The organism is Acinetobacter sp. 40AMC3-4 (genome assembly GCF_049898185.1).
Lineage (GTDB): Bacteria > Pseudomonadota > Gammaproteobacteria > Pseudomonadales > Moraxellaceae > Acinetobacter.
Window position 1 is genome coordinate 16,298 of the sequence record NZ_JAFCXG010000002.1, and the last position, 25,202, is coordinate 41,499.

A 25,202-nucleotide genomic window follows, 5' to 3' on the forward strand; every position below is an offset into this window, starting at 1 on the left:
TAGGTCTCTTATTCATCCGAATGTTATCTTTAATCTGGCACTTTAAGCCCCACGATTGAAAAAATTTATCAATCTTTTTCATGGCATGATTCAAATGACATCGCCAGCAACTCATCAAAAAAACTGGAAATCGTAGCAAGATGTTGAAATCGGATTTTTATAAAAAGTTTAAGCAGCTTTCAATCGCACTTACCGCATTTGGTCTCAGCAGTTTGAGTCTGGCCAACGATTTCCAATATCACCCTTCTTATGCCGCTTTTAAGCAGAACGCCATGCAGAGCTATGAGCTGAGTGCCCAGCAAGTAGATTCCGCCATGAGCGGGACGCGTAATTTGCCTAATATTATCAATATCATGAATCGCCCAGGTGAAAGTAAGCCTTGGTATTCGTATAAAACTAACTTCTTAGCTGAATCTACCATTCAGCGCGGCGTACGTTTTAAACAGCAATATGCAGAAACGCTTAACCGTGCTGAACAGCAGTTTGGTGTACCACAGGCGATCATTCTGGGCATTTTAGGTGTAGAAACCGGTTTTGGTAGCAACAAGGGCTCTTTTGTCACTCGTGATGCCCTAGCAACCTTAGGGTTTGGCTATGAACGTCGTGCCCAGTATTTTCAGGATGAACTGGCTGCTTTAATTGCCTGGTCATATAGAGATGGTGTTGCCACCTCTTCTGTGGTGGGTTCGTATGCCGGCGCTGTTGGCTATCCGCAGTTTATGCCGAGCAACATTCCCAAATTCGGCGTGGACTACGATGGCAATGGTCATATTGACCTGCGTAACTCAGCGGTAGATGCGATTGGCTCGATTGCCAACTATCTGGCACAGCATGGCTGGCAGCGTAATCAGCCGATTGCCTTTCCGGCACGTTATACCGGTTCAAATCCCGATGCTGTGATTGCCAAGGATCTGACTCAACCTATGCCTTATGGTGTGTTAAAAACGCAAGGCATTAGCCCAATGAATCCAATCGTAAAAATTGACGATCTGGATCTAGTCAATGTAATTCAATTACAAGAAAATTATGGCTCGATTTACTACATCACTTATCCAAATTTTCAAGTGATTACCACCTATAATCGCAGCCGTATGTATGCCACTGCTTTGTGGTTATTAGGTACCGAAATTACCAGCCGTTAACACTAAAAATTAATACAAATTATGAAAGTCAACATTTTTATGGGTTAATTTGTGCGTATTTTAAGCATTTTTAATATTATGTTACAATATTGATTATTTTTTGATCAATCATTGTTTATTTTGCGTTCTTTTTTTAACTATTTTAATTAAACACTAGACAGGGTATTGCCGGCATGAATATTATCCATTTCGTTAAATGTAGTTGCATAAGTTAAATATCAGGCATGTTTACATGGTTTTTCAGCCATTTATGAATAACCAATAGATATGCTGTTAGGAGTTGATTCGATGCATTCTTCAATTTTGAAGTCTTTTATGGCCATTGCCACGATCGTCACGCTGACGCAATCGCAGGCAGATATGGTTCCGTCATCTTCATTCACCAATGAAAATGACAATTCGCGTCTTGCCACGCGAGTACTCAATAAAGAAGCTCAAAGCTTCAATTCAAATTTCACAAATTTGAACAGCCTTTCAATCACTGAGCGTTCTGGCGATAAAGTTCGCCGTGAAACCATTGCAGCGAAAATTGAACTTCCTGCAGAAGAGCCTTCAGTGATTGAAAAACTGAATACAGTGGCTTCTAATACTGTACGTAAATTCAGTCAGACAGGTACAGCGTCTTGGTATGGTCGTCAATTCCACGGCCGTAAAACTGCAAGCGGTGAAACCTTTGACATGAACGCAATGACAGCTGCCCATCGTAGCCTGCCATTGAACTGCTATATTCGCGTAACTAACCGCAATAACGGCAAGAGCGTCGTGGTTAAAGTAAATGACCGCGGTCCTTTCCATGGTAACCGTGTTGTTGATTTATCTTACGGTGCTGCGAAACAGTTGGGTATTACCAGTGCAGGTACTGCAAAAGTCAGTATTGAACGTGTCGCTGGTCCAAATTCTTAAGATTTGACCTGCAACACATTTAACAAAAGCCACAGCAATGTGGCTTTTTTATTGTGCTCATTTTCTAGAAGAATATAAACGCTCCTGCTCCGCCCTATCTTAAAGTTCTTTCAAGAAAATTTTGGTAGGCTCATCCTGCCTGATAAAATTCGCTCGCTTGCATGATTAACTTTTGACCATATCCGGATTCTGCTTTATATTTCCAGATAAGCAAAACATGTTCATGGAATGGAGCGAAGAATGAAAACAATATCTGAATGGTTTGATGAATATAGTGACAGCCATCAAAATAAAACCAATAAGCTGATTCACTGGGTCTGTGTACCGACTATCTATTTTTCGATTATTGGCATTCTGGCGCATTTCAGCGCTTTGCTGACTACCCTGCTACTGGTTTTGGCTTTTATCTTCTATGCACGCCTAGATCTTGTTTTGGCAGTAGCGATGGCTACGTTGACTTTGGTCATGGCCTGGCTCATCTGGATTCTGCCAGTCGGTACCGGTTTCTTTATTGCCCTGTTTGTCTTGGCCTGGATTGGCCAATTTTATGGGCACAAAGTGGAAGGTAAAAAGCCTTCATTCTTCAAAGACCTCCAATTCCTCCTCATTGGCCCAATTTGGTGCATGGATGCCTATTTAGGTAAAATCCTACCGAACTGGAAATCACGCCATAACAGCGCAATTATGAGCATTTAAACGCTATATTCGATTTACCCAATCGGAAGAACCTTATTGATAGGTTCTTCCTTGATGTTTTAACCAGCCAGCGACATGTTTTCGTGCAGGGTCATGATGCGTCCAGTGAATCACCCCACCCTTGTCACTGTATTCATATTCTCCATAAAACTCAACCTGATCCTGTTTTTGAATGTTCTGAATACGCGGCGCCAGATCGATATTATGCGCAATCAGTACAGTTTGACCATTTGGTAATTCGAGAATAAACTTTTGATGACGCGATCCTTCATGATCATCTGGCAAAACGGCAATCACCTGCCCGCTGAACGCACCTGTAGATCACTCTGACGCTGTTGAAACGCCCGTGCAATTCGGTCCAGATCATCAGTCGTTTGAGAGGGTACTAAATTAGGCTCTGAATCAAGCGTTTCAGTTGTAGTATCAGATGCGGATGGAATAAGTGGTTGGGATTGTTGTAGATCCAGGCCCAGATAAGCAGCAATCAACAGTGCAATGACTGCACCGATGCCCAGTTTGGTTTTATTTGGCATTTTTATAACTTTTTTATTAAATGATGAATACATGATCTGAGCTCTATCACCAAACCCAAATCCTATTCTTGAATTGCTGATGAAGAATAAATCAACATAAAAAAGCCCCATCAATCAGATAGGGCTTTTTCTAATTCCTAAGGAATTATTTTGCAGCAGCTTGAGCAGCAGCAACTTCTTCAGCGAAGCTCATTTCTGCTTTTTTCTCAATGCCTTCACCAACTTCGAAACGAACGAAGTTTGCAACTGTAGTACCAGTTGCTTTAAGAACGTCTGCAACTTTCTTATCGTTGTCGATTACGTACATTTGACGCTCAAGCACAACTTCATTCAAGTATTTCTCAACAGAACCTACAACCATCTTCTCAACGATATTTGCTGGCTTGCCAGATTCAAGTGCTTTCGCTTCAGCAATTTCTTTCTCTTTCGCGATAAGCTCAGCAGAAACGCCTTCAGCATTTACAGCAACTGGGTTGAACGCAGCAACGTGCATTGCCAAGCCTTTACCTGTAGCTTCATCACCAGTGTAAGAAACAACAACACCGATTTTAAGACCGTGTTTGTAAACTGCAAGGTTTTCGCCTTCAACAATTTTCGCACGACGTACTTGGATGTTTTCACCGATCTTTTGAACAAGAGCGATACGCGCTTCTTCAACAGTTGCACCATCTTCTAGTTTCAATTCAGCGATTTGAGCAGGATCAGTTACGTTTGCAGCAAGTGCAGCAGCAGCAACTTTCGCAGAGAAACCAGCAAAGTTTTCGTCTTTTGCAACGAAGTCAGTTTGACAGTTAACTTCTAGAAGAAGTGCTTTGTTGCCGTCTTGAGCAATTGTGATTGCGCCGTCAGCAGCAATGTTACCTGCTTTTTTAGCAGCTTTAGCTTGACCAGATTTACGTAGGTTGTCGATCGCTAGTTCAACGTCGCCGCCCGCTTCTGTCAAAGCTTTTTTACATTCCATCATTGCAAGACCAGTACGATCGCGCAATTCTTTAACCATGCTTGCTGTAACTGCAGTCATGTTTATCTCCTAAATTCGGTAGAAAATGAATTCTTTTTAGAACAGAAACGGCCCAGAGGAGTTCTCATGGGCCGCCTGCATACATAACGCTTACTTTGCCACCATCACATGTCGCAAAAATGACAAGCTAGCGTCAAACGCATTAAGCCTCAGAAGCTGGAGCTTCTTCTGCTTTAGCTTGTGCATTTGCTTGTGATTGAGCATATTCTTTACCAGCAAGAATCGCATCAGCCATAGCAGAAGCATAAAGTGTTACTGCACGGATCGCATCATCGTTACCCGGGATAACGTAGTCTACGTTGTCTGGGTTAGAGTTTGTATCAACGATACCAATTACAGGAATACCAAGGTTCTTCGCTTCTTTGATTGCAATCGCTTCGTGATCAACGTCGATTACGAATAATGCGTCAGGTAAACCACCCATGTTTTTAACGCCGCCTAAGCCACGCTCAAGTTTTTCCATCTCACGAGTACGCTCTAGAGCTTCACGTTTAGTCAGCTTAGCGAAAGTACCGTCTTGAGATTGAGTTTGAAGGTCTTTTAAACGGTTGATAGATTGGCGAAGTGTTTTCCAGTTCGTCAACATACCACCTAACCAGCGGTGATCTACATATGGTTGACCAGCGCGTTGAGCTTGTTCACGGATGATTGCAGAAGCTGCACGTTTAGTACCAACGAACAAAACTTTGTTCTTTTTGCTAGCCAAGTTGTTAGCAAAGTTCAAAGCATCATTTAACGCAGGAACAGTGTGCTCAAGGTTGATGATGTGAATTTTGTTACGCGCACCAAAGATGTAATCACGCATCTTTGGATTCCAGAAACGAGTTTGGTGACCAAAGTGCGCGCCAGCTTGAAGAAGGTCGCGCATGCTTACGTTGTAATCTGCCATTTTCTTTACCTTAAAGTTTGGGTTAGGCCTCCATATACCCGCATTCTCCACCCTAAAGGGCACCCAGAGTAATGTGTCGATATATGTGCGGATTTTTTTGCCTCATCGCACAAAGCCCGTGAAATTTATTCACGAAAAAGCATTTGATAAAATGGGCGGCTATTTATACCATAGTCACACACAAATTTCCAAAAGTTTTTAGAGATCATGAACAACACTTACCAAGCTCCACGTCGACTCATCAAAACCTCTGACGAAATTGAAAAAATGCGTGTGGCAGGGCGACTGGCGGCAGAAGTTTTGGATATGATCAAACCGCATATTGTTCCGGGTGTCACCACTCTGGAACTTGATACGATTTGTCATGACTATATTGTCAATCAACAACAGGCGATTCCTGCATGCTTAGGCTATGGCGCTGCACCGGGTCGACCTGCCTTCCAACATACCATTTGTACTTCTGTGAACCATGTGGTGTGTCACGGCATTCCATCAGACAGTAAAAAATTGAAAAAAGGCGACATCCTGAACATTGATGTGACCGTGATTAAAGATGGCTATCATGGTGACACCAACATGATGTACATCGTGGGTGGTGAAACCACTATTCTTGCCAACCGTCTATGTAAGGTAGCGCAAGAAGCCATGTACCGGGGTATTGAAACTGTAAAACCGGGTTCAACCATTGGCGATATTGGTCATGCCATTCAGCAGTATGTTGAATCCGAGCGTTTTGGCGTGGTACGTGAATATTGTGGTCACGGTATTGGTACAACTTTCCATGACGAACCGCAAGTGCTGCATTATGGTCAGCCAGATACCGGCATGGTACTTGAAGAAGGCATGACCTTTACCATTGAGCCAATGGTCAATGGTGGTGACTGGAAAACCAAATTACTCGGTGATAAATGGACAGTGGTCACCAAAGACCATTCATTGTCAGCACAATATGAACATACGATTCTGGTGACCAAAACCGGCGCGGAAATTTTAACAGCACGCCCGGACGAAGATTTGTCACGCTTTAGTGCGTAACCACAACATCAACAACACAAAATGGTCACTTTAAAGTGGCCATTTTTATTTTATATTTCATGCATTCGTATGCATGACCGAGATGTAAAAAGTCTCCCCTTGCCTGCTTCCAGCGCATCGAAATTCAAGATAAAGTTCGGCCAATACACCATTTTTTCCTTAAAGTTTTCCAAATTCTTTTGCCCTATCTGCACCATTTTAGGCTAAGATAATGTGCTTTTTATTTTTTAATCCCTATAAGAAGGAATACTGCCGTGGACGTACGTCTCTCTGATCGTGTGAATGCCATCAAACCGTCCCCTACGCTTGCTGTGACCAACAAAGCTGCTGAATTAAAAGCTGCAGGTCACAACGTGATTGGTTTGGGCGCAGGTGAACCAGATTTTGATACCCCTCAACACATCAAAGATGCAGCAATTGCAGCGATTAACAACGGTTTCACCAAATACACCGCTGTTGACGGTACGCCAGGTCTTAAAAAAGCCATTATTGCTAAATTCAAACGCGACAATAACCTAGACTATGCAGCAAACCAGATTCTGGTTTCTTGTGGTGGTAAGCAATCATTCTTTAACTTGGCCCTTGCTTTATTAAACAAAGGTGATGAAGTCATCATCCCTGCACCATTCTGGGTAAGCTACCCGGACATGGTGATCATCGCTGAAGGTGTTCCTGTTATTGTGAAATGTGGTGAAGAACAACGTTTCAAAATCACCCCTGAACAATTAGAAGCTGCAATCACTGACAAAACACGTCTAGTAGTATTGAACAGCCCGTCTAACCCTACAGGTATGATCTATACCAAAGCTGAGCTTGAAGCGCTGGCTGACGTACTTCGTAAATACCCAGAAGTGTATATCGCATCTGATGACATGTACGAACCAATCCGTTGGGATGACGAGTTCTACAACATCGCAACAGTTGCACCAGACCTTTATGACCGCACGATTGTGTTAAACGGTGTGTCTAAAGCTTACGCAATGACTGGCTGGCGTATCGGCTACGCAGCGGGCCCTGCTAAACTGATTGGTGCAATGAAAAAGATCCAATCTCAGTCAACTTCTAACCCAACTTCTATTTCGCAAGTTGCTGCTGAAGCTGCATTGAATGGTCCTCAAGACGTTCTTGAGCCAATGATTGAAGCATTCAAACGTCGCCATGACTTGGTTGTGAAAGGCTTGAATGATATTCACGGTATTTCTTGCCTGCCTGCTGATGGTGCATTCTATGCATATGCCAACATCAAACCGTTGATTCGTGCCAAAGGTCTTAAGTCTTGCACAGAATTCTCTGCATGGTTACTGGAAGAAACTGGTGTTGCAGTGGTTCCTGGTGATGCATTCGGTCTTGGCGGTTTCATGCGTATCTCTTACGCTACTGCTGACGAAGTACTGGTAGATGCCCTTGCTCGTATCAAGAAAGCTGCTGATTCTATCGAAGGCGTTGATGCTGCGATTGCTTCAATCGAAGCTGAAAAAGCTGCAAAATAATCTAGCTTCCTAGATAAAAAAACCCGCGAATTTCGCGGGTTTTTTTATGTTCTTCAACATGTATTAAACAGTGAGTCGTATTCGCTTATAGCTCAAGTATTTAATGAGCAAACAAACAAAACATAGACTTGCTGCAATCGTGTACGCAATACTCAACATCCACCAAAAACCATGAATCCCCAATGCATTGCTTTGCCAATTGAACAGTGTCATTGGATGATACGTCACATACCAACCACCACCTAAGCCCACGACCAGCACGGTACTGATAAAAATAAACATCGGTCTGACAATTTCTCGCCAGCAACGTAGCATTGCCAAACTAATCACCAGTAGCGCATCAAAGATATGCATCCAACACATTAACAGGATCAATGCCAAGGCTAATGTAATCACCTGCGCATTATTGCTAAATAACCCTACAATCCAACTATCTAAGCCCCAAATAGTCAACACGACAACGATAGCTATTAGCATCACAGCCATCAGTGCCCGCTTACTGAGTTGCCATGCGGCATCAATCTGCTCCGCACCAATTTGAGTCGACACCAAAATACCGAAGGCAGATGCCATCGACATCGGCAACATAAACATCAAGCCCAATAAACCAAGCATCACCTGATGTGCATTCACTACAATGTCACCCAAAGGTAAGATCAGCAAAGCAATCGCGCTGATGGCAAATACATCCACAAAAGTCACCACCGCATTGGGCAATCCAATTTTTAAAATTTTCAACAAAGTCTGCCAGTGAAAGAAAACACCAGACCACTGGATCTTTAACTTCTGCTCAAGGAAGAAAAAATAGTAAACAAACAACAGTACCCACTGCACAATCAAATGCGCCATGAATGCACCCTCAACCCCATAGCTTCTAACATAACCCTCAATGCCATAAATCAAGACATAAGCCAAAGCCACTTTGAGCAGTAAATAGATCATATTGGCGTAGAATACGCGCTTAGCCTGCCCACAGGCTTGGGTTAAAATATATAAAATACGCAACAATAAATGCGCTGGAATCGTCCAAGCCAACAGCCACAGACATGGCACAATCAATGTCTGTAAGGCCGTATCTGCCTTTAAAAAATGAAGTAAGGGAGTCGCATGATTAAACAAGTACATCGCAACAGCGGAAATCACCAGTACAATCAAAATACTTTGCTTCACAATACGCTGTATATCCGCATAATCCTGACGCCCATTGGCTTCTGCCAGTTCTTGCATCATGCCCTGTAACACCCCAATACCCGTCACAAAGCACAAAGAATAAACAGACAAACAGACTGTCAATGCAGCCACATGCTGAGGTGAAAAATGTGATAGAAAAATCACGTCGAACAAACTACTGAGCATAATAATGGCATTACTGAGAAAAATAGGCACCTAAAGATGCAGAAACTTTTTCATTACCCTATCACTCGATTTTTAATTCTTTTATAAGATTCGTTTTTTGGCAGATTATTTAGATCTGAGATATTTCATTAGAAATGTATACCAGTATCCTGCCATAACTCATTCTATTTCTTATTTTTTATAAAAATGACTTTACTCAGGTGCAGGCAATGTACTTCTTACAAAATAATCCGCCATTCCTATACCAGATTGCTATTATCGATGTCACAATTTTGAATTAAATCTCAACAACTCAAGAATAATGACAGGAAAATTACAATGAACCCAAAAGAAATGAGCGGTTTAGCATTACTGGAAGCGATGCGTGATGAAAAAATCCCGGCCCCAAGTATTAGCGAAACCATGTCGATGCAACCAGCAGTGATTAAAAGCGGACATGTAGAATTTAAGGTAAAAGCTGATCATCGACATTTAAATCCGCTTGGCGGCGTCCATGGTGGTTTTGCTGCAACCGTTTTGGATACCGTGACAGGCTGCGCGATTCATACTTTACTTGAAGCAGGTGTCGGTTATGGCACCATTGATCTGAATGTAAAGATGTGCCGCCCCATACCTCAGAATCAGCCACTGAAAGCCGTAGGAAAATCAATTAATCTCAGTAGAAATTTAGGTATTTCTGAAGGTCAGATTCTGGATGAAGAAGGTCGCCTGTATGCTCATGCCACTGCGACCTGTATGATTATTCGGACTGAATGAATATTGGTAGCCTGTACAATTCATCAGACACTTCATTTAAATAATATTACTTTTCGCCTGCCCTGCTTTAACAAATGACAAGCGTGGTCGAGTTAAGCCTTGAAACTCAAAATAATGCTTGGAAACATTGGCTAATTCCACATCTTGTGTTTGTGTTGTTGAGGCTTGCCACGCTTTAGACTGATTGGTTCCCGTCAAAAGATTGCCAGAAATGGCATAGATATAAAGGTCTTTGCCTTGCTCTTTCAGATAGTCTGCATTCAGGAAAACTTCAAAGTTAAATTGACTTTCAGTTTCTACCAACCATTTTTCTGCAAACCATAATTGCAGCAAATCACCTAAATAAAGTGATTTTTGCGCCAAAGGCCATAGCGTGATATGAGCGTCTTTAACCGGGATATAATACTGTGCAGGATCAGCAATAATCTGAAGATAGTTTTCTTGATAATAAGCCAGTTGAGAGAAAATTTGAGGGATGCTAAGCGTATTCATTCGCTGTCTCCGGTTTAGCCATTTTTGTGCTGGCAAGTAGGTTTAAATCCACACTGTTTGACCATTTGGTCAAACGACTTTATGGTTTTAATCTAGCAAGTGAAATTTATTCTGACAAGTATTTTTCGTGAAATTTATGCAATTGCCTAAATTAAAAACAGACAGGCTGTATTTATAATAAATATGATAATTTTTGCTTGACCCCTGTCAAAATCTCTCTATAATCGCTTTCAGATTCTCCAATAGCTCAGTCGGTAGAGCGACGGACTGTTAATCCGCAGGTCCCTGGTTCGAGCCCAGGTTGGAGAGCCAAATTCAAGAAAGCCCACTCATCATGAAGTGGGCTTTTTTATTACTTAAAATTTGACGGCTTGTTATTTTCAACTATTTAAAATGAATAATTATTTTCAATCCCTCATAAAACTCGATATATAAATACCCCTCTTTTAAAATTTCGAGATATAAAAAATCCCCCATAGATGGAGGATTTTTAAGCTGTCACCGAGATTAAGCCGCTTGAGCCGGAACACCGCTATGAAAACGGAAAGTTTCATCAGGCGTGAGAATTAGCTGTTTTTCAACTTCACGAATATGCAGGATTCGCTCCTGAATATCCTCTTTCGGATTTTTCAGTTTCGCTGTGGTAGCCACATCCATCGCCAAAGCCAGATAGTCTTCAAAATGGCGAGATTCGGACTTGAGCAGGTAGCGGTAGTAACGTGCCAATTCATCATCAACACGCGAAGCAAGCGCGTAAAAACGCTCACAGGAACGCGCTTCTACAAAGGCACCAATCACCAAGACATCAATCAAGGCTTCAGGTTCAAAAGTCCGGATTTCCTTACGCAAACCACCGGCATAACGCCCTGCACTCAAGTTTTGCCAAGCCTGACCGCGCTTGTTCATCAATTCAAGCACTTGCTCATAATGCAGCATTTCTTCACGCACCAGCTGTGCAAGCTTCACCTGTAGATCAACAAAATAGCTATAGCGAAACATCAGGTTCATGGCCGTGCTGGCTGCTTTTTTTTCACAGTTGGCATGATCTTGCATCAAGATTTCAAGATTTTCGACCGCCATATCCAGCCATGCTTGCGGTGTTTCACAACCGAGGAAAGCAATCACCGGCTGCATCAGTTCATCATAATTAATATTCGACATAATTACTCTAATCTTAACGCGCTGACTTAATCACGGCTTTCATTTGCTGAACCGCTTGTGCCAGACCAACAAATACCGCATCCGCAATTAAAGAATGACCGATATTGAGCTCATGAATCTGTGGAATCGCAGCAATCGGCGTCACGTTATCCAAATTTAAGCCATGGCCCGCATTTACCACCAAACCTTTAGATGCAGCATATTCAGCACCTTTCACAATGCGTTCCAGTTCCGCTTGTTGCGCTTCTGGAGTTTCTGCATCGGCATAGGCGCCTGTGTGAATCTCAATCGTCGGTGCACCACAAGCAACTGCTGCATCAATTTGTGCAAAATCGGCATCAATAAATAAAGATACATCACAACCAATGGCTTCCAGCTCTTGAGTCGCGGCTTTTACAGCATCAAAATTACCCACGACATCCAGACCACCTTCAGTGGTCACTTCCTGACGTTTTTCAGGAACAAAACAAACATGCTGTGGCTTGATTTCCTTGGCAAAGGCGATCATTTCATCTGTTACCGCCAACTCAAGGTTCATACGGGTTTTTAACGCAGGACGCATACGACGCACATCGTCATCCTGAATGTGACGACGGTCTTCACGCAAGTGCAAGGTAATGCCTTCTGCCCCTGCCTGTTCGCAGATCAATGCAGCATTGACTGGGTCTGGGTACGTCGTACCACGTGCTTGTCTTAATGTTGCGACATGGTCAATATTGACACCAAGTAATGCAGCCATAATCTTTTCCTAACTACGATTGAGATTGAGAGTTTTGAATCCAGAGTTGTCGACTTTTTAATGGTCGATCACCAAGCAAGGCCGTGATCGCCTGTCGATACAGTTTCGTCAGTAATTGTAACTGTTCCGGATTAAAATCCCCACCATTTTCATACGTCAACATGCTTAAAATCTGTTGACCGGATAGGGTGGAGCGTAAGGCTTTGGCCGATGGCATAAAGCCGGCATTGAGCTGAAAATAATAGTGCTGTTGTGGATCAATCTGCGCCTGATTGGCATCTACCGAAAAATCCAGACCATAACCGAGTTCTTCCAGCAAAACATGCTCAAACTGGCGCAAGATCTGTTTTAAATATAAATTTGGATTAGATTGTACGGATAATTGCTGTAATGCAGTTAAGGTCTCAGCATATTTGGCAAAAGTTTGCGGCATTTCGACTTCTAAAGGACATAACCGCAACAGGATTTCATTCAGATAAAAACCCGAAAAAAAGGCATCGCCAAAAAAGAAAATCGGCTGATTGACAATTTCCAGTTTAGTAAAATTTTTGAGTTCGGATTTACCTGAAGCTTGCAAACGAATGGGCTGATATTGCGGTGGTGGCATTTGCCTGAGAATGCCGTCTACCCTGCCATATTCTTGGGTAAATAAATGCACAATATGACTGCGTTCACGGTACTTACGATGATGAATCAGATAGCCATGCAGTACTTCGTTACGCATAAGCGGGTACTTTAATCCTTATCTTTTTTTGATTTTTTATCATCTTCTTCGTCATCCCCATCCGGGATCACTGCGCCCACAACAGCCGCAGTACCTTTCACTGCGACTTTTGTGGTTTTATAAGCCACCTTGATAGGAACCGTGACCACTTTATGAATACAGCCTTGCAGAAATAAAACACATGCAACCACTGCCAACACTTTCATCATCACAGATTCCTCGAAGGGTCTTATCAAGCTTATCGCTTAGATATCACTATAACCTAAGCTTTTTAATGCACGTTCATCATCAGACCAGCCACCTTTGACTTTCACCCAAAGGGTTAACATGATTTTCTGTTCGAACATTTTTTCCATGTCGAGACGCGCATCCATACCGATTTTCTTCAGTTTGACACCTTTCTCGCCAATCACAATGGCTTTTTGGCTCGGACGATCGACAAAAATCGTGGCATCAATATAGGTACAGGCAGCTTTCATACGACCAGTTTTTTCATTCAAGACCGGCTCTTCAGTTTTGAATGATTCGATCTGAACGGTCAAATCGTATGGAAGCTCTTCCCCCAGCTGACGCATGATCTTTTCACGGATAATTTCAGACGCCAGGAAACGCTCTGAACGATCGGTCAGTTGATCCAGTGAGTATAGTGGTGGCTGGAACGGAAGATACTTGGCAATCGTGTCACGTAAATGTTCAAGATTGGCACCACGAAGCGCAGATACCGGTACGATTTCCGCAAAGTTCATCAGCTTTTCGCGTTCATGAATCAGCGGCAAAGCTTCGTTCTTGTTTTCAAAAGTATCGAGCTTGTTGATCACCAGAATCACTGGCATTTCAGCATTTTTCAGCTTTTCCAGAACCAGGTCATCATTTGGCGTCCACTTTTGTGCATCCACTACGAATAAAACCAGGTTCACATCGCGTAAAGCCGAATGTGCCGCACGGTTCATCATTTTATTGATGGCACGGACTTCTTTTTTATGCATCCCCGGTGTATCGACAAATACCGCCTGAGATTTTTCACGTGAATCAATCCCCACGATTTTATGACGTGTAGTTTGTGGTTTACGTGAGGTAATCGAAAGTTTTTGACCCAGAATATGGTTCATTAAGGTAGATTTACCCACATTCGGGCGACCTACAATGGCAACAAAACCACTACGATAATCTGATGGGATCTCGGTGCCTTGTGCACTAAAAAATTGACTAATAAGGTCGTGACTGTCGCTTTGCGACTCGTGATCAGCATCAATGTGATCGGAATGAGTAGTCATTAAGACTTATGCTCCAAAAGTTTCAAAATATCCGCCGCAACGGCTTGTTCAGCAAAACGCCGGCTCGCGCCTTCGCCTTGCATAGTCGGTAATCCCGCAATCTGGCATTCCACTTTAAAATGCTGATTGGGTGCATCACCTTGAATATCTACAACCTCGTAAACTGGGAGAGGTTTCTTACGTGCTTGTAAATACTCTTGTAAGCGAGATTTAGGATCTTTAAGCTGATCTGTCGGCTCAATATGATCTAAATAGGGCTCGTACCATTTTAACACAATCGGTTCTAGCACAGTGAGATCACCGCAGTCGACATAGATTGCGCCAATAATGGCTTCTACTGTATCTGCCAGTATAGACTCACGATGATGACCACCAGATTTCAATTCACCGGTACTGAGAATTAAATTCTGGCTCAGTTTTAAATCATTGGCGATTTTTCCTAATGCTTCCTGACGAACCAGGGTTGCACGCATACGCGTCAACCGGCCTTCATTTTCGCTTGGATAGGCATTAAAAAGATAATTCGCAATGATCATCCCTAAAAGAGAATCGCCCAGAAATTCCAGGCGCTCGTAGTTGTGTTTATGACTGACTGAACGATGAGTCAATGCCAGTTTCAGCAAATCAGCCTGTTTAAACTGATAGCCGATCCGTTTGGCAAGACGTTCATCATTTAGCTTTGACTGTGCTTTGATCAAACTCTTTCTCAAACTTCATCACTAAATCGATATTCATTATGAAATTTTTACGAATTTCATAATTCTTGTGCACCTGTAAACCATCGGTATTGGTAACTTTGGCAATTTCGTCAAACTTTAGATCACGAATATTATTCATGTCTAAACGCTGACTCATCTGTTGACGGAATGTTTCTGGCGTTATATTGGCTGGAGCGCTTTTTAACAGCGCCTCAATCTCACCATCTACCATACGATCATCGAAGTATGGCCCCCACACTGCAATCGCCACTTTTGCAAGAAATGCAAAGCCCACGATTGCAATTAAAACCCCAATATAAGAAGCACCTTGTTGATGTCTCATTTTTATTTTCCTGATTGAAACAATTAATCGATTGTTCCGTTTCGACCAAACGATGGCAATTTAAAGCCAGGTTCTTTATGCATCCAGATATAGAAGGCACGACCTGTTAAGTTTTCTTCCGGAACAAGCCCCCAGAAACGACTGTCAGCACTCTGATCGCGATTATCCCCCATCGCAAAGTAATGACCTTCTGGCACTGTTACTTCCCAATATAAACCATTTTCACCTGAATATTTACCATTTTCCAGATAGTTAATATAAGGTGCCTGACGAGCAACATTCACCCCTTCCAGCTCACGCATGGTAAAAGTATGCTCGCCCAGGGTTTCTTTATGATAAATAGCTGTCGGTGTATCTAAACGGTCTTTTTCGCGGCTAAATTCTACTGGAACTTTCGCTACTTTTTCACCATTAATGCTCAACTGGCCATGATCATAAACAATATGATCGCCTGGCAAGCCGACAATACGCTTGATATAACTGATAGTCGGTTGCGGTGGATAACGAAATACCGCTACATCACCACGTTCTGGACTGCCGGTATCAATAATTTTGGTATTGACCATAGGCAGTTTGATGCCATAGTCAAATTTATTCACCAGAATAAAATCGCCGGTTTCCAGCGTCGGCACCATCGAATCGGATGGAATATTAAAAGGTTCATATAAAAACGAACGCAGTACCAGCACGATGGCCAGTACCGGCCAAAAGTCATAAGCCCAGGTGATAATGAAATTCTCATGGCCTTTGCCTCGAGTTTGTCTTTGTTTCAAAACAAACTTGTCTAGCAACCACACTGCGACAAAAAACAGGGTCGCAGGCACAAGAATCAAATTAAAATCAAAATCCATGGGCTTATATCCTTATTATTTTAGCGTTCGACTTTTAATACAGCTAAGAACGCTTCTTGCGGGATTTCTACGCTACCCACCTGTTTCATGCGTTTCTTACCTTCTTTCTGTTTAGACAGAAGTTTTTTCTTACGTGACACGTCACCACCATAACATTTCGCCAATACGTTTTTACGCATCGCTTTTACGGTCGAACGTGCAATGATTTGCGCACCAATTGCCGCCTGAATCGCGACATCAAACATTTGACGTGGAATCAGGTCTTTCATTTTTTCAACCAGTGCAATACCACGATGACGTGCATCATTACGGTGACAGATCATCGCCAAGGCATCGACTTTTTCCCCATTGATCAAGACATCTACTTTGACTAAAGATGAGCTTTCAAAACGGACAAAGTTATAGTCCAGTGATGCAAAACCACGTGAACAAGACTTCAATTTATCAAAGAAGTCCATGACCACTTCGGCCATTGGAATTTCGAAAGTAATGGAAACCTGATTCGCCATAAACTTCATGTCTTTTTGCACACCACGGCGCTCAACACATAACGTCATGACGTTACCCAAGTATTCTTGCGGTACCAGAATATGACACTCAGCAATCGGTTCACGTAAATCTTCAACCGTTGAACCATCCGGCATTTTGGATGGACTGTCGATATAAATCGTCTGACCATTCTTCATCACCGCTTCATAAATTACGGTTGGCGCAGAAGAAATCAGGTCAAGATCATACTCGCGTTCCAGACGCTCCTGTACGATTTCCATGTGCAGCATGCCCAAGAAACCACAGCGGAAACCAAAACCGAGCGCATCTGAACTTTCAGGTTCAAAGAACAAAGCCGAGTCATTGATTTGCAGCTTGTGCAATGCTTCACGGAAAGGTTCAAAATCGCTGGCATCAATCGGGAATAGACCAGCATAAACCTGTGGTTTCACCTTTTTAAAGCCCGGCAATGTTGCCACTTCAGGTGTGGTTGCCAAGGTAATCGTATCACCGACTGGCGCACCGAAAATATCTTTGATACCGGCAATGACAAAACCAACTTCACCCGCTTCCAGCATACCGGTTTCAGTATGTTTCGGGTTAAAGATACCTACAGAAGTAATAATATGCGTTTGACCAGTTGATTTGATCAACATCTTGTCGCCTTTACGCACTCGACCCTGCTTGACCCGAACCAGAGAAACTACACCAAGGTAGTTATCAAACCATGAATCCACAATCAGCGCTTGTAATGGCGCTTCGCGATCACCCTCAGGTGCAGGAATTACATTGACCAGTGTTTCAAGCACACCTTCAATACCTAAACCTGTTTTTGCAGAACAGGTCGGCGCTTCTGTGGCTTCAATCCCGATAATGTCTTCAATTTCCTGAATGACACGTTCAGGTTCAGCTTGCGGCAAGTCGATCTTGTTCAGTACCGGAAGTACTTCCAGACCTTGTTCAATTGCGGTATAGCAGTTAGCAACAGACTGTGCTTCTACGCCCTGCGCAGCATCTACAACCAGCAAGGCACCTTCACAGGCAGCAAGGGAGCGTGAGACTTCATACGAGAAGTCGACGTGTCCCGGTGTATCAATAAAGTTCAACTGATACTCTTGACCGTTGGGATGCGTATAGTACAAGGTTACCGAAGTGGCTTTAATGGTAATCCCACGTTCGCGCTCAAGCTCCATTGAGTCAAGGACTTGAGCCTGCATTTCACGATCTTGCAAGCCGCCACAAGTTTGAATAAAGCGATCCGCTAGGGTCGATTTACCGTGGTCAATGTGCGCAATAATCGAGAAGTTACGAATGTTTTTAATATCAACAGATTTTTTAGCTTGCGCCATGGGTTACCTTGAGAAAAAACACGCTATGTAATTTAAAAATATTACATAACAAAAGCCGAATAGAAATTGCGAAGGATTATAGCAGAATGGTGATCTAGAAAAAGAATTATATTTTTTCCTTTATTCCCTAGGTCGCGTACACCTCAGTCAGATGAAATCTGGATCACCATGATTAGAAAATAGCTCCCCAGCTCCACTTCTTCCTCAATATTATCAAAGTGTACTGATCAAACTGGAAAATGTTGCCTCATTAATCCAGATGTAAAGTTGAAAAGTCAAAAGGATTTACATGCTCTGAAAGTGGCTGATAAGCCTGAGTAAAAGTTGGTGACATACGTTTTGGACGCCCCGTGGCCATTTCGATACAAGCCCATTGCGTACTGCCGTTAAACAACAGGGTCTGATCCTGTGGTCGATAAAATGCGTATTGTCTAAAGGAATACAGGGCATTGATATCATTCAGCCAAGTGCGCAGAATAATCTCGTCTCCTTCAAAAGCTGCCTTGCGATATTGCACCTGATGTTCAACTGCGACCATGGCATGTTTCAGCTCTACATATTGCTTGAGTCCCAAGCCCAGTTTTTCAATATGAGCTGATGCGACATCCTGCATCCATTGCACATAGACCACATTGTTCACATGACCCAAACCATCAATATGTTTGGCTTGTACCTTTAAAGAAAGATCAAAAATACCACTCACTTTGCTGTTATCCTTTCCATGATTTTAAGGCTATAGAGTCTACCGAATTTATCGCTGGGGTAAATTGCAAAAAATAAAAAACCGCTTATACAAGCGGTCTTTCACAAAAATCTAGCAATTTTATGAGATACGCATCCCGACCACCGCAAGCTGCCCCTGACGAATCAAAGTCACGCGCGCGATGCTACCCTTTTTCAGTTCAGACACCTCCTGCACAAACTGATTTGAATTCAGTACTGTCTGGTTATTAATTTGAGTGATCACATCATTCGGCATGATTCGTGCCTGTGCTGCAATACCACCCGGACGTACATCCTGAATCACCACACCGCCTTTGATTTCCAGACTCGCCAACTCTGCTGGACTTAAGTCACGAATTGAAACCCCGATCACTGGTCCTTTGTTTGGTTGAGCCTGTGTGCCTGCTTTTGCCGGAGTATCATCTGGTGCCGCACTTAAAGTCGCTGCAATACTACGACGTTTATCATCACGCAAGATTTCAAGTTGTACCTGCTGCTGAGGTGCAGTACGGTTCAGATAGTTCAACAGTTCACTGGTACGTGAAATTGGGGTACCGTTGTATTTCAAGATGACATCACTGGCACGCAGACCTGCACGTGCAGCCGGAGAGTTTGGTGCAACCTGAGTTACCAGAGAACCTTCTGGTTTAGGTAAGTTATAAGATTCGGCCAGGTTACGGTCGATATCCTGTAAACTTACGCCCAGATAAGAGCGGGTCACTTTACCATTCTTCTTCAGTTGATCTGCAACTTCCATTGCCACATCAATCGGAATCGAAAAGGATAAGCCCATATACCCACCGGTTCCACTAAAGATCCGTGAGTTGACACCGACTACTTCACCACGCTGGTTAAACAGAGGGCCACCTGAGTTACCCGGGTTCAATGCTACATCTGTCTGGATGAAAGGTACTGCAGTTTCACCCATCATATTACGCATTTTGGCACTGACAATTCCGGCAGAAGCTGAATAATCAAAACCAAATGGCGAACCAATTGCGAGTACAGGCTCACCAACACGTAAGCGTCCTACATCCCCTGTCCGTAATTCTGGAAAATTCGAGCCATTAACTTTAAGCAAAGCTACGTCAGTTCGTGCATCACTCCCAACAACAGTGGCATCAATTTCCCGACGGTCATTCAGGGTAATGGTGACTTTGGAAGCATCTTCAACCACATGATGATTGGTCAGCAGATAGCCATCCTTGCTGATAAAGAATGCACTGCCATAACCGGTTTTTTCCTGTGGCATACGCTGCTGCGGAATAATCACCTGATTGCCAAAAAAGCGGCGCAGAATTTCCGGCACTTGTTGTTGTAAGAGCTCTTCTTCGCTCATTTTTTTAACGACATTGACACTGACCACTGCAGGACTGACCTGCTCGACCAGATTTGAAAAATCAACCGGCGTTACAGCCTGCAACTGTGCAGCACTCATGGTGAGAGTGGCTGCAAATAATCCTTTTTTTAAGTCTAGAATTTTCATATAAATTATTCACTCAAATTATTGATAAATTTATGTAAATAGGTTTTATCACAAACACTGTAAAGTTTAAGTAATAATATGTTTCAATACTTTATTCTGGGCAATATCTCATTATTAAAGCATTAAGTTAAGGCTTTGATTAATTTTTTTCATCAATAAATGAGCACTTCAACGCTTGCCTTTTGTACAAAAAAGCGCTGTTATTACCAAACTTTTTTAAAATTAGCTGATGGACATGTCTAATTTATCCCTTACCCATCAATTTGACGTCATTATTGTGGGCAGTGGCGGTGCTGGTTTAAGTTTAGCCTTATCGCTCCCAAATCATTTTAATATTGCAGTCTTAGCGAAATCCACCCTGACAGATGCCAGTACCTTTTATGCTCAAGGCGGCGTGGCCGCAGTATTGGATGAAATGGACTCAATTGAACAGCATATTGATGACACGATGATTGCAGGCGCACAGCTATGTGAAATGGATGCGGTTAAACAGACGGTAGAAGGTGGCAAACCTTCAGTTGATTTCCTGCTGAAACACGGCGTGCAATTTACTCTGGATGAACAGGAACAGTTACATCTCACCCGTGAAGGTGGTCATTCACAGCGCCGAATTATTCATGCGGCCGATGCGACTGGTCGTGCCATTTCCACCACCTTGGTACAACGGGCCCAAGAAAAACAGAATATTAAAATCTTTGAAAATTATATTGCGATTGACCTGATCTGTTCACAAAAGCTCGGTTTAGACGGCGATAATCGTGCGCTGGGTTTATATGCCCTGGATGAAACAACTGAAAAAGTGCATACCTTCTTGGCTCCATTTACCGCCCTTGCCTGTGGCGGTGCTATGAAAGCTTATCTTTACACCTCAAATCCCGACATTGCCACGGGTGATGGTATTGCCATGGCTTATCGTGCCGGCTGCCGGGTCGCCAACATGGAATTTAACCAGTTTCACCCGACCTGCCTTTATCATCCACAAGCACGTTCTTTCCTAATTACTGAAGCAATGCGTGGCGAAGGCGCTTATCTGCGCCTGCCTGATGGTGAACGCTTTATGCTGCGTTTTGACGAACGCGCCGAACTCGCACCGCGTGATATTGTGGCACGTGCTATCGACTATGAAATCAAGCGTCTCGGTATACGTCATGTCTGGCTGGACATTACCCATAAAGATGAAAGCTTTGTCAAAGAGCATTTCCCTACCCTGTATGCCCGTCTGCTTGAACTAGGGATCGATATTACCAAAGACATGATTCCAGTCGTTCCGGCAGCCCATTATACTTGCGGTGGTGTTGTGGTCGATGAACATAGCCAGACAGATATTGCCGGACTCTATGCAATTGGGGAAACCTCTTATACTGGCCTGCATGGTGCTAACCGTATGGCCAGTAACTCACTTTTAGAATGTTTTGTCTATGGAATGAGTGCAGCCAAGCACATTCAGGAAAATTTCAAGGCCGATCAGCCAGCTCCTGCAGTTCCAGCTTGGGATGATTCTCAGGTGACCAACCCGGATGAGGATGTGGTGATTCTGCAAAACTGGGATGAACTGCGTCAAACCATGTGGAACTATGTCGGAATCGTACGCACGACCAAACGCCTGGAACGTGCGCTACATCGTATTGAAATGCTGAAAAAAGAAATTACCGAGTATTATCAGGATTACCAGGTCAGCAAAAATCTGATTGAGTTACGTAATCTGGTGCTGGTGTCCGAGATGATTGTACGCTGTGCCATGCACCGCAAAGAATCTCGCGGTCTGCATTTCACCCTGGATTATCCAGAGCTGCTACCAGAACTACGCAAAACAGTCCTCGTCCCACCAAATTTTGAAGTGGAAACACCTTTGGTGAATTGTTAAAAGTAGATGGAGATAACATCCTTGGATGATATCTCCTTTTCTTTTTAGATTTTTATTTGCTCAAAGTCAGCTTAGGCTATTTATAGCCAGTCTTCTAATTTCAAATATTTAACGTTGTGGTGGAATTGAATATGTTCCGGTCACATGCGCCACAGGTTCTTCATGATCTATCGAATAAATCCAGACTTCTCCCACGATCAGTGCCTTGCCGACCTTGATCAGCTTACATTCTCCCCATATATCCGTTCCACCAGAAGGTTTACGTAAAAAATTGATATTCAAGTTAGTGGTCACGGCCAAACCGACCAATCCAATTTCACCCAGAATGGCGACATAAAGAGCAAAATCCGCCAAGGTCATCATGGTTGGGCCAGAAACTGTGCCGCCTGGGCGCAATTCTTCTGATCTCACCTGATAAACCAGAGTGGCTCCACGCGGAGAAACGGCTTCAATCCGGCACTTCTCCAGACTTTGCGGAAATTCTTTTTGTAAAAATTGTTCTATCTCAGTTTTGGTCGTTTTCATATGATTAAAAAATCTTCTATATCAGTCTTAATATAGAAGATTCTTCACAGATAAACCTAGAGAAAAATTAAATAAAAAGTATTTTAATTCCAAGCTTATTTTAAATAACTTAAGGCCTGCTCAAATACCTGCTCAGGCGTTTGAGTTGCATCCAGACGTTTGATCCGTTCAGGATGACGTTGCCACAAGCTTTCATATCCTGCTCTCACTTTCTCAAAGAAAGTGACTTTTTCCTGTTCAAAGCGATCCAGCGCACCACGTTCACGTGCTCGGTTCATCCCCAGTTCAATAGGTGCTTCTAACCAGAACGTGATGTCCGGCATGCGTGCGACAAAGTGGTCATTCAGTAACTGCAACTTGGTTTCGCTCAGACCCCGACCTGCACATTGATAGGCAAAGCTGGCATCGCTAAAACGGTCACATAAGACAATTTTCCCAGCTTCTAATGCGGGCAGAATCACTTGTGCCAGATGCTGGGCACGCGCCGCATACATCAATAACAGCTCGGTATCATGCGCCATGGCTTCTTCATGGTTCACAGCCAGCAACAGCGAGCGAATCTGCTCAGCCATCGGGGTTCCACCGGGTTCACGAGTCAAAATAACATCTTTGCCCTGGGCGATAAAGTCTTCATAGATCGAACGAATGAGCGTGGTTTTACCTACACCTTCTGTGCCTTCAAAGCTAATAAACATACTCATTCCTTATTTTTCGAGCGTAAAATCGTCAGATATTCCTGTACGGCTTTATTGTGGTCATTCAGATTGCTCGTGAACTTATGTCCACCATTACCGGTAGCGACAAAATACAGGTTGTCAGAATTATCCGGATGCATGGCTGCTTCAATGGCTTTCTTGCTTGGCAACGCAATTGGCGTTGGCGGCAAACCTGAAATAGTATAGGTGTTATACGGCGTCGGTGTGCGTAAATCTTTACGGGTAATATTGCCATTATAATTATCGCCCATTCCGTAAATCACTGTTGGATCGGTCTGTAAACGCATGCCAATTTTTAAACGGCGTACAAATACCCCAGAAACCTGTTCCAATTCACGATCTACACTGGTCTCTTTTTCAATAATCGATGCCATAATCAGCGCGTCATATTTATTCTGATATGGCAGATCAGTTGCACGTTTCGCCCACGCCTCATCCAGTGCTTTCATCTGTCGCTGATAAAGATTGGTCAGAATTTTACGGTCAGTTTCACCTTTGGCAAAGAAATAAGTATCCGGTGCAAACAGCCCTTCAGGATGTGAAAACGGAATATTCAGTTCTTTGAGTAATTGCTCAGTAGGCAGATGCAGCACTTCTTTGGTGACCAGATCATTTTTCTTCAGGGCATCAATCAGTTGCTTAAAAGTCGTTCCTTCAATCACCAGAATCCGGCTCATCTGGGCATTGTCTGCATCGGAAATCATCTCCAAGACCTGACGGATGCTCATGCCCTGGCGCACTTCATACACGCCCGCTTTCATGCTGTCATGAATCATGATGCGCTGATACAGCTTGAGAATGATCGGAAAACTCACCTGATTTTCTTTGGCCAGACGATCAATAAAACCGGAATAGGTTTGACCAGATTCAATCGCGAGCAGCTGTTTTTTTCCTTCGACAGGATACTCCTTCCACAAACTGCTTTTCAGGATCAACGCCAAGATCAAAGCAATCCCCATCAGGACCAAGGCAATTCCTTTGAAAGATGAGGAGAATCTCGCTTTATTTTTCTTTTTGGCTTTAGGTTTGGAAGCTGACATATTAAGACATCTGGTTCAATCGAAGACGGTTAAAAATTTCAATACAAGCATCGCCATCCAAGGTTCGCTGCTCAAATTGCGTGACAATTTTCATCGGGCTGAGTGCATTGCAGAAAAACAGGCTTTGAATATGGTTGATTTCATCCATATCGATACAGCGTTGCTGACAGCTAATTCCCTGATCTTGCATACGTTGTAGAATTTCTGCACGCATGACACCGAAGACGCCATTATAACGAAGTTCCGGCGTAATCCATGTATTGTTTATACGAATGAAACAATTACTGCTTACCCCTTCGACAACACCGCCCTGTACATCTGTCACCAGGGCCTCAGGCCAGCCGCTTTGATCTGCTTCCTGTTTCAGCAAAACCTGCTCTAGACGGTTTAAGGTTTTTAGCCCTACCAGACTCGGCATCGTCAGTCCTAATGCCTGCTGTAAAATGCCACTTTGAATCTGCTCAAACTTAAAATCCTGTACGGTTTGAGGATAATAAAATAGCCAGAGATCTGCAGGATGATCCGGCAAGCTATAACCGCGCTGACCAATTCCACGACTCAGCACGATTTTCAATGTGCCATTCAGTTCATGTTCTGATGCACGTAAAATCTGTAAGCTTTCTGCAATCAGATCAAGATTGGCATTCAGGCTTAATTTCTGATTGCTAATGTGCAAACGTGCCAGATGACGATCATATAATTCAATCCGGTTATGCCGAATCCGGGCCGTGGTAAAACAGCCATCACCATAATGAAAGCCACGATCCAGCACATCTATCTGGCTGACCTGTTGGGCATTTTTTAAATACAGCATATTTTGCAGCCTCTAAAATGAAAAATTGAGCAGTCAGATTCAGGCTTCACCTATATATCTTTTTTACTCACATCCAATTCTTTTTTAATTATT

Annotated in this window: 26 protein-coding genes, 1 tRNA gene and 1 pseudogene; 8 read left to right on the top strand and 20 right to left on the bottom strand. The window is 43.1% G+C overall.

Features of this window, described 5'->3' with window-relative positions:
- Positions 1-140 precede the first annotated feature (140 nt).
- The 3 genes from mltB to ACP7BU_RS02765 all read left to right on the top strand — a co-directional run bounded on the left by mltB (position 141) and on the right by ACP7BU_RS02765 (position 2,741).
- Positions 141-1,142 carry a lytic murein transglycosylase B gene (gene mltB / locus ACP7BU_RS02755; protein WP_425878936.1) on the top strand — a complete coding sequence of 334 codons (1,002 nt, stop codon included), beginning with the start codon at positions 141-143 and terminating at the stop codon, positions 1,140-1,142.
- Positions 1,143-1,430: 288 nt separating this feature from the next.
- On the top strand, positions 1,431-2,045 hold the full coding sequence (locus ACP7BU_RS02760; RefSeq protein WP_004279046.1) for a septal ring lytic transglycosylase RlpA family protein: 615 nt from the start codon (positions 1,431-1,433) through the stop codon (positions 2,043-2,045).
- 240 nt (positions 2,046-2,285) lie between these two features.
- Entirely contained in the window at positions 2,286-2,741 is a 456-nt protein-coding gene (locus ACP7BU_RS02765; RefSeq protein ID WP_224215549.1) for a DUF962 domain-containing protein, read from the top strand.
- Between the two features lie 33 nt (positions 2,742-2,774).
- Here ACP7BU_RS02765 and ACP7BU_RS02770 read toward each other — a convergent pair.
- From ACP7BU_RS02770 to rpsB, 3 genes and pseudogenes are all read right to left on the bottom strand, one after another.
- Positions 2,775-3,274, bottom strand: a pseudogene (locus ACP7BU_RS02770) (DUF3465 domain-containing protein).
- 145 nt (positions 3,275-3,419) lie between these two features.
- Entirely contained in the window at positions 3,420-4,295 is an 876-nt protein-coding gene (gene tsf, locus ACP7BU_RS02775) for a translation elongation factor Ts (protein ID WP_004279049.1), read from the bottom strand.
- Between the two features lie 142 nt (positions 4,296-4,437).
- Positions 4,438-5,184, bottom strand: a complete 747-nt coding sequence (gene rpsB / locus ACP7BU_RS02780) for a 30S ribosomal protein S2 (protein WP_004279050.1) — start codon at positions 5,182-5,184, stop codon at positions 4,438-4,440.
- 207 nt (positions 5,185-5,391) lie between these two features.
- Here rpsB and map point away from each other — a divergent pair, with 207 nt between their 5' ends.
- The gene (map, locus tag ACP7BU_RS02785; RefSeq protein ID WP_004645609.1) at positions 5,392-6,219 is read left to right on the top strand and encodes a type I methionyl aminopeptidase; all 828 of its coding nucleotides are present in this window, start codon (positions 5,392-5,394) and stop codon (positions 6,217-6,219) included.
- 254 nt (positions 6,220-6,473) lie between these two features.
- Positions 6,474-7,709: a pyridoxal phosphate-dependent aminotransferase gene (locus tag ACP7BU_RS02790; RefSeq protein WP_005106458.1), complete on the top strand. Its 1,236-nt coding sequence runs from the start codon at positions 6,474-6,476 to the stop codon at positions 7,707-7,709.
- 63 nt (positions 7,710-7,772) lie between these two features.
- Here the strand turns inward: ACP7BU_RS02790 and ACP7BU_RS02795 are convergent, their stop codons facing one another.
- Positions 7,773-9,095, bottom strand: coding sequence for an MATE family efflux transporter (locus tag ACP7BU_RS02795; RefSeq protein WP_425878932.1), 1,323 nt, complete (start codon positions 9,093-9,095; stop codon positions 7,773-7,775).
- Positions 9,096-9,383: 288 nt separating this feature from the next.
- On the opposite strand from ACP7BU_RS02795, the gene ACP7BU_RS02800 reads away from it, so the two are divergent.
- Positions 9,384-9,821 carry a PaaI family thioesterase gene (locus ACP7BU_RS02800; protein ID WP_005247499.1) on the top strand — a complete coding sequence of 146 codons (438 nt, stop codon included), beginning with the start codon at positions 9,384-9,386 and terminating at the stop codon, positions 9,819-9,821.
- A 36-nt stretch (positions 9,822-9,857) separates the two neighbouring features.
- Here ACP7BU_RS02800 and ACP7BU_RS02805 read toward each other — a convergent pair whose 3' ends face one another.
- On the bottom strand, positions 9,858-10,313 hold the full coding sequence (locus tag ACP7BU_RS02805; RefSeq protein ID WP_005247501.1) for a hypothetical protein: 456 nt from the start codon (positions 10,311-10,313) through the stop codon (positions 9,858-9,860).
- Between the two features lie 236 nt (positions 10,314-10,549).
- Between ACP7BU_RS02805 and ACP7BU_RS02810 the strand changes: the two genes are divergently transcribed.
- A tRNA-Asn gene (locus ACP7BU_RS02810) sits at positions 10,550-10,625 on the top strand.
- A gap of 195 nt (positions 10,626-10,820) precedes the next feature.
- On the opposite strand, the gene ACP7BU_RS02815 is transcribed toward ACP7BU_RS02810, so the two are convergent.
- The 11 genes from ACP7BU_RS02815 to ACP7BU_RS02865 all read right to left on the bottom strand — a co-directional run bounded on the left by ACP7BU_RS02815 (position 10,821) and on the right by ACP7BU_RS02865 (position 20,150).
- Positions 10,821-11,474, bottom strand: a complete 654-nt coding sequence (locus ACP7BU_RS02815) for a tRNA-(ms[2]io[6]A)-hydroxylase (protein WP_005247503.1) — start codon at positions 11,472-11,474, stop codon at positions 10,821-10,823.
- A 13-nt stretch (positions 11,475-11,487) separates the two neighbouring features.
- The gene (gene pdxJ / locus ACP7BU_RS02820) at positions 11,488-12,213 is read right to left on the bottom strand and encodes a pyridoxine 5'-phosphate synthase (RefSeq protein ID WP_004645617.1); all 726 of its coding nucleotides are present in this window, start codon (positions 12,211-12,213) and stop codon (positions 11,488-11,490) included.
- 13 nt (positions 12,214-12,226) lie between these two features.
- A complete protein-coding gene (recO, locus tag ACP7BU_RS02825; protein WP_153566590.1) occupies positions 12,227-12,937 on the bottom strand; it encodes a DNA repair protein RecO in 711 nt (236 codons plus the stop codon).
- Between the two features lie 11 nt (positions 12,938-12,948).
- Positions 12,949-13,146 (bottom strand): NF038104 family lipoprotein, encoded by a 198-nt coding sequence (locus ACP7BU_RS02830; RefSeq protein WP_425878929.1) that lies wholly within the window; start codon positions 13,144-13,146, stop codon positions 12,949-12,951.
- A 36-nt stretch (positions 13,147-13,182) separates the two neighbouring features.
- Positions 13,183-14,211 carry a GTPase Era gene (era, locus tag ACP7BU_RS02835; protein ID WP_409666626.1) on the bottom strand — a complete coding sequence of 343 codons (1,029 nt, stop codon included), beginning with the start codon at positions 14,209-14,211 and terminating at the stop codon, positions 13,183-13,185.
- Positions 14,211-14,909: a ribonuclease III gene (rnc, locus tag ACP7BU_RS02840; RefSeq protein ID WP_004279062.1), complete on the bottom strand. Its 699-nt coding sequence runs from the start codon at positions 14,907-14,909 to the stop codon at positions 14,211-14,213. The genes era and rnc overlap by 1 nt, the downstream gene beginning before the upstream one ends.
- Complete coding sequence (locus ACP7BU_RS02845) at positions 14,881-15,252, bottom strand: DUF4845 domain-containing protein (protein WP_253158645.1); 372 nt, start codon at positions 15,250-15,252, stop codon at positions 14,881-14,883. The genes rnc and ACP7BU_RS02845 overlap by 29 nt, the downstream gene beginning before the upstream one ends.
- A 23-nt stretch (positions 15,253-15,275) precedes the next feature.
- Positions 15,276-16,103 (bottom strand): signal peptidase I, encoded by an 828-nt coding sequence (gene lepB, locus ACP7BU_RS02850; RefSeq protein WP_425878926.1) that lies wholly within the window; start codon positions 16,101-16,103, stop codon positions 15,276-15,278.
- 20 nt (positions 16,104-16,123) lie between these two features.
- Complete coding sequence (gene lepA / locus ACP7BU_RS02855; protein WP_004279065.1) at positions 16,124-17,941, bottom strand: translation elongation factor 4; 1,818 nt, start codon at positions 17,939-17,941, stop codon at positions 16,124-16,126.
- A 250-nt stretch (positions 17,942-18,191) separates the two neighbouring features.
- Entirely contained in the window at positions 18,192-18,644 is a 453-nt protein-coding gene (locus tag ACP7BU_RS02860) for an acyl-CoA thioesterase (RefSeq protein WP_004645622.1), read from the bottom strand.
- A gap of 120 nt (positions 18,645-18,764) precedes the next feature.
- Positions 18,765-20,150 (bottom strand): Do family serine endopeptidase, encoded by a 1,386-nt coding sequence (locus tag ACP7BU_RS02865; RefSeq protein ID WP_005247518.1) that lies wholly within the window; start codon positions 20,148-20,150, stop codon positions 18,765-18,767.
- Positions 20,151-20,379: 229 nt separating this feature from the next.
- Here ACP7BU_RS02865 and nadB point away from each other — a divergent pair, with 229 nt between their 5' ends.
- On the top strand, positions 20,380-22,014 hold the full coding sequence (gene nadB, locus ACP7BU_RS02870; protein ID WP_171065021.1) for an L-aspartate oxidase: 1,635 nt from the start codon (positions 20,380-20,382) through the stop codon (positions 22,012-22,014).
- Positions 22,015-22,122: 108 nt separating this feature from the next.
- Here the strand turns inward: nadB and ACP7BU_RS02875 are convergent, their stop codons facing one another.
- The 4 genes from ACP7BU_RS02875 to pabC form a co-directional block, all read right to left on the bottom strand.
- Positions 22,123-22,539 (bottom strand): PaaI family thioesterase, encoded by a 417-nt coding sequence (locus ACP7BU_RS02875; RefSeq protein ID WP_219308912.1) that lies wholly within the window; start codon positions 22,537-22,539, stop codon positions 22,123-22,125.
- 95 nt (positions 22,540-22,634) lie between these two features.
- A complete protein-coding gene (gene tmk, locus ACP7BU_RS02880; protein ID WP_005106444.1) occupies positions 22,635-23,234 on the bottom strand; it encodes a dTMP kinase in 600 nt (199 codons plus the stop codon).
- A 2-nt stretch (positions 23,235-23,236) separates the two neighbouring features.
- Positions 23,237-24,295: an endolytic transglycosylase MltG gene (gene mltG / locus ACP7BU_RS02885; protein WP_005247523.1), complete on the bottom strand. Its 1,059-nt coding sequence runs from the start codon at positions 24,293-24,295 to the stop codon at positions 23,237-23,239.
- A gap of 1 nt (position 24,296) precedes the next feature.
- Positions 24,297-25,109, bottom strand: coding sequence for an aminodeoxychorismate lyase (gene pabC, locus ACP7BU_RS02890; RefSeq protein WP_005247525.1), 813 nt, complete (start codon positions 25,107-25,109; stop codon positions 24,297-24,299).
- Between the last annotated feature and the right edge of the window lie 93 nt (positions 25,110-25,202).

Coding starts and splice junctions, on each gene's coding strand:
- mltB (WP_425878936.1), top strand. CDS start 141: ATGTTGAAATCGGATTTTTATAAAAAGTTTAAGCAGCTTTCAATCGCA.
- ACP7BU_RS02760 (WP_004279046.1), top strand. CDS start 1,431: ATGCATTCTTCAATTTTGAAGTCTTTTATGGCCATTGCCACGATCGTC.
- ACP7BU_RS02765 (WP_224215549.1), top strand. CDS start 2,286: ATGAAAACAATATCTGAATGGTTTGATGAATATAGTGACAGCCATCAA.
- tsf (WP_004279049.1), bottom strand. CDS start 4,295: ATGACTGCAGTTACAGCAAGCATGGTTAAAGAATTGCGCGATCGTACT.
- rpsB (WP_004279050.1), bottom strand. CDS start 5,184: ATGGCAGATTACAACGTAAGCATGCGCGACCTTCTTCAAGCTGGCGCG.
- map (WP_004645609.1), top strand. CDS start 5,392: ATGAACAACACTTACCAAGCTCCACGTCGACTCATCAAAACCTCTGAC.
- ACP7BU_RS02800 (WP_005247499.1), top strand. CDS start 9,384: ATGAACCCAAAAGAAATGAGCGGTTTAGCATTACTGGAAGCGATGCGT.
- ACP7BU_RS02805 (WP_005247501.1), bottom strand. CDS start 10,313: ATGAATACGCTTAGCATCCCTCAAATTTTCTCTCAACTGGCTTATTAT.
- ACP7BU_RS02815 (WP_005247503.1), bottom strand. CDS start 11,474: ATGTCGAATATTAATTATGATGAACTGATGCAGCCGGTGATTGCTTTC.
- pdxJ (WP_004645617.1), bottom strand. CDS start 12,213: ATGGCTGCATTACTTGGTGTCAATATTGACCATGTCGCAACATTAAGA.
- recO (WP_153566590.1), bottom strand. CDS start 12,937: ATGCGTAACGAAGTACTGCATGGCTATCTGATTCATCATCGTAAGTAC.
- ACP7BU_RS02830 (WP_425878929.1), bottom strand. CDS start 13,146: ATGATGAAAGTGTTGGCAGTGGTTGCATGTGTTTTATTTCTGCAAGGC.
- era (WP_409666626.1), bottom strand. CDS start 14,211: ATGACTACTCATTCCGATCACATTGATGCTGATCACGAGTCGCAAAGC.
- ACP7BU_RS02845 (WP_253158645.1), bottom strand. CDS start 15,252: ATGAGACATCAACAAGGTGCTTCTTATATTGGGGTTTTAATTGCAATC.
- lepB (WP_425878926.1), bottom strand. CDS start 16,103: ATGGATTTTGATTTTAATTTGATTCTTGTGCCTGCGACCCTGTTTTTT.
- lepA (WP_004279065.1), bottom strand. CDS start 17,941: ATGGCGCAAGCTAAAAAATCTGTTGATATTAAAAACATTCGTAACTTC.
- ACP7BU_RS02865 (WP_005247518.1), bottom strand. CDS start 20,150: ATGAAAATTCTAGACTTAAAAAAAGGATTATTTGCAGCCACTCTCACC.
- nadB (WP_171065021.1), top strand. CDS start 20,380: ATGGACATGTCTAATTTATCCCTTACCCATCAATTTGACGTCATTATT.
- ACP7BU_RS02875 (WP_219308912.1), bottom strand. CDS start 22,539: ATGAAAACGACCAAAACTGAGATAGAACAATTTTTACAAAAAGAATTT.
- tmk (WP_005106444.1), bottom strand. CDS start 23,234: ATGTTTATTAGCTTTGAAGGCACAGAAGGTGTAGGTAAAACCACGCTC.
- mltG (WP_005247523.1), bottom strand. CDS start 24,295: ATGTCAGCTTCCAAACCTAAAGCCAAAAAGAAAAATAAAGCGAGATTC.
- pabC (WP_005247525.1), bottom strand. CDS start 25,109: ATGCTGTATTTAAAAAATGCCCAACAGGTCAGCCAGATAGATGTGCTG.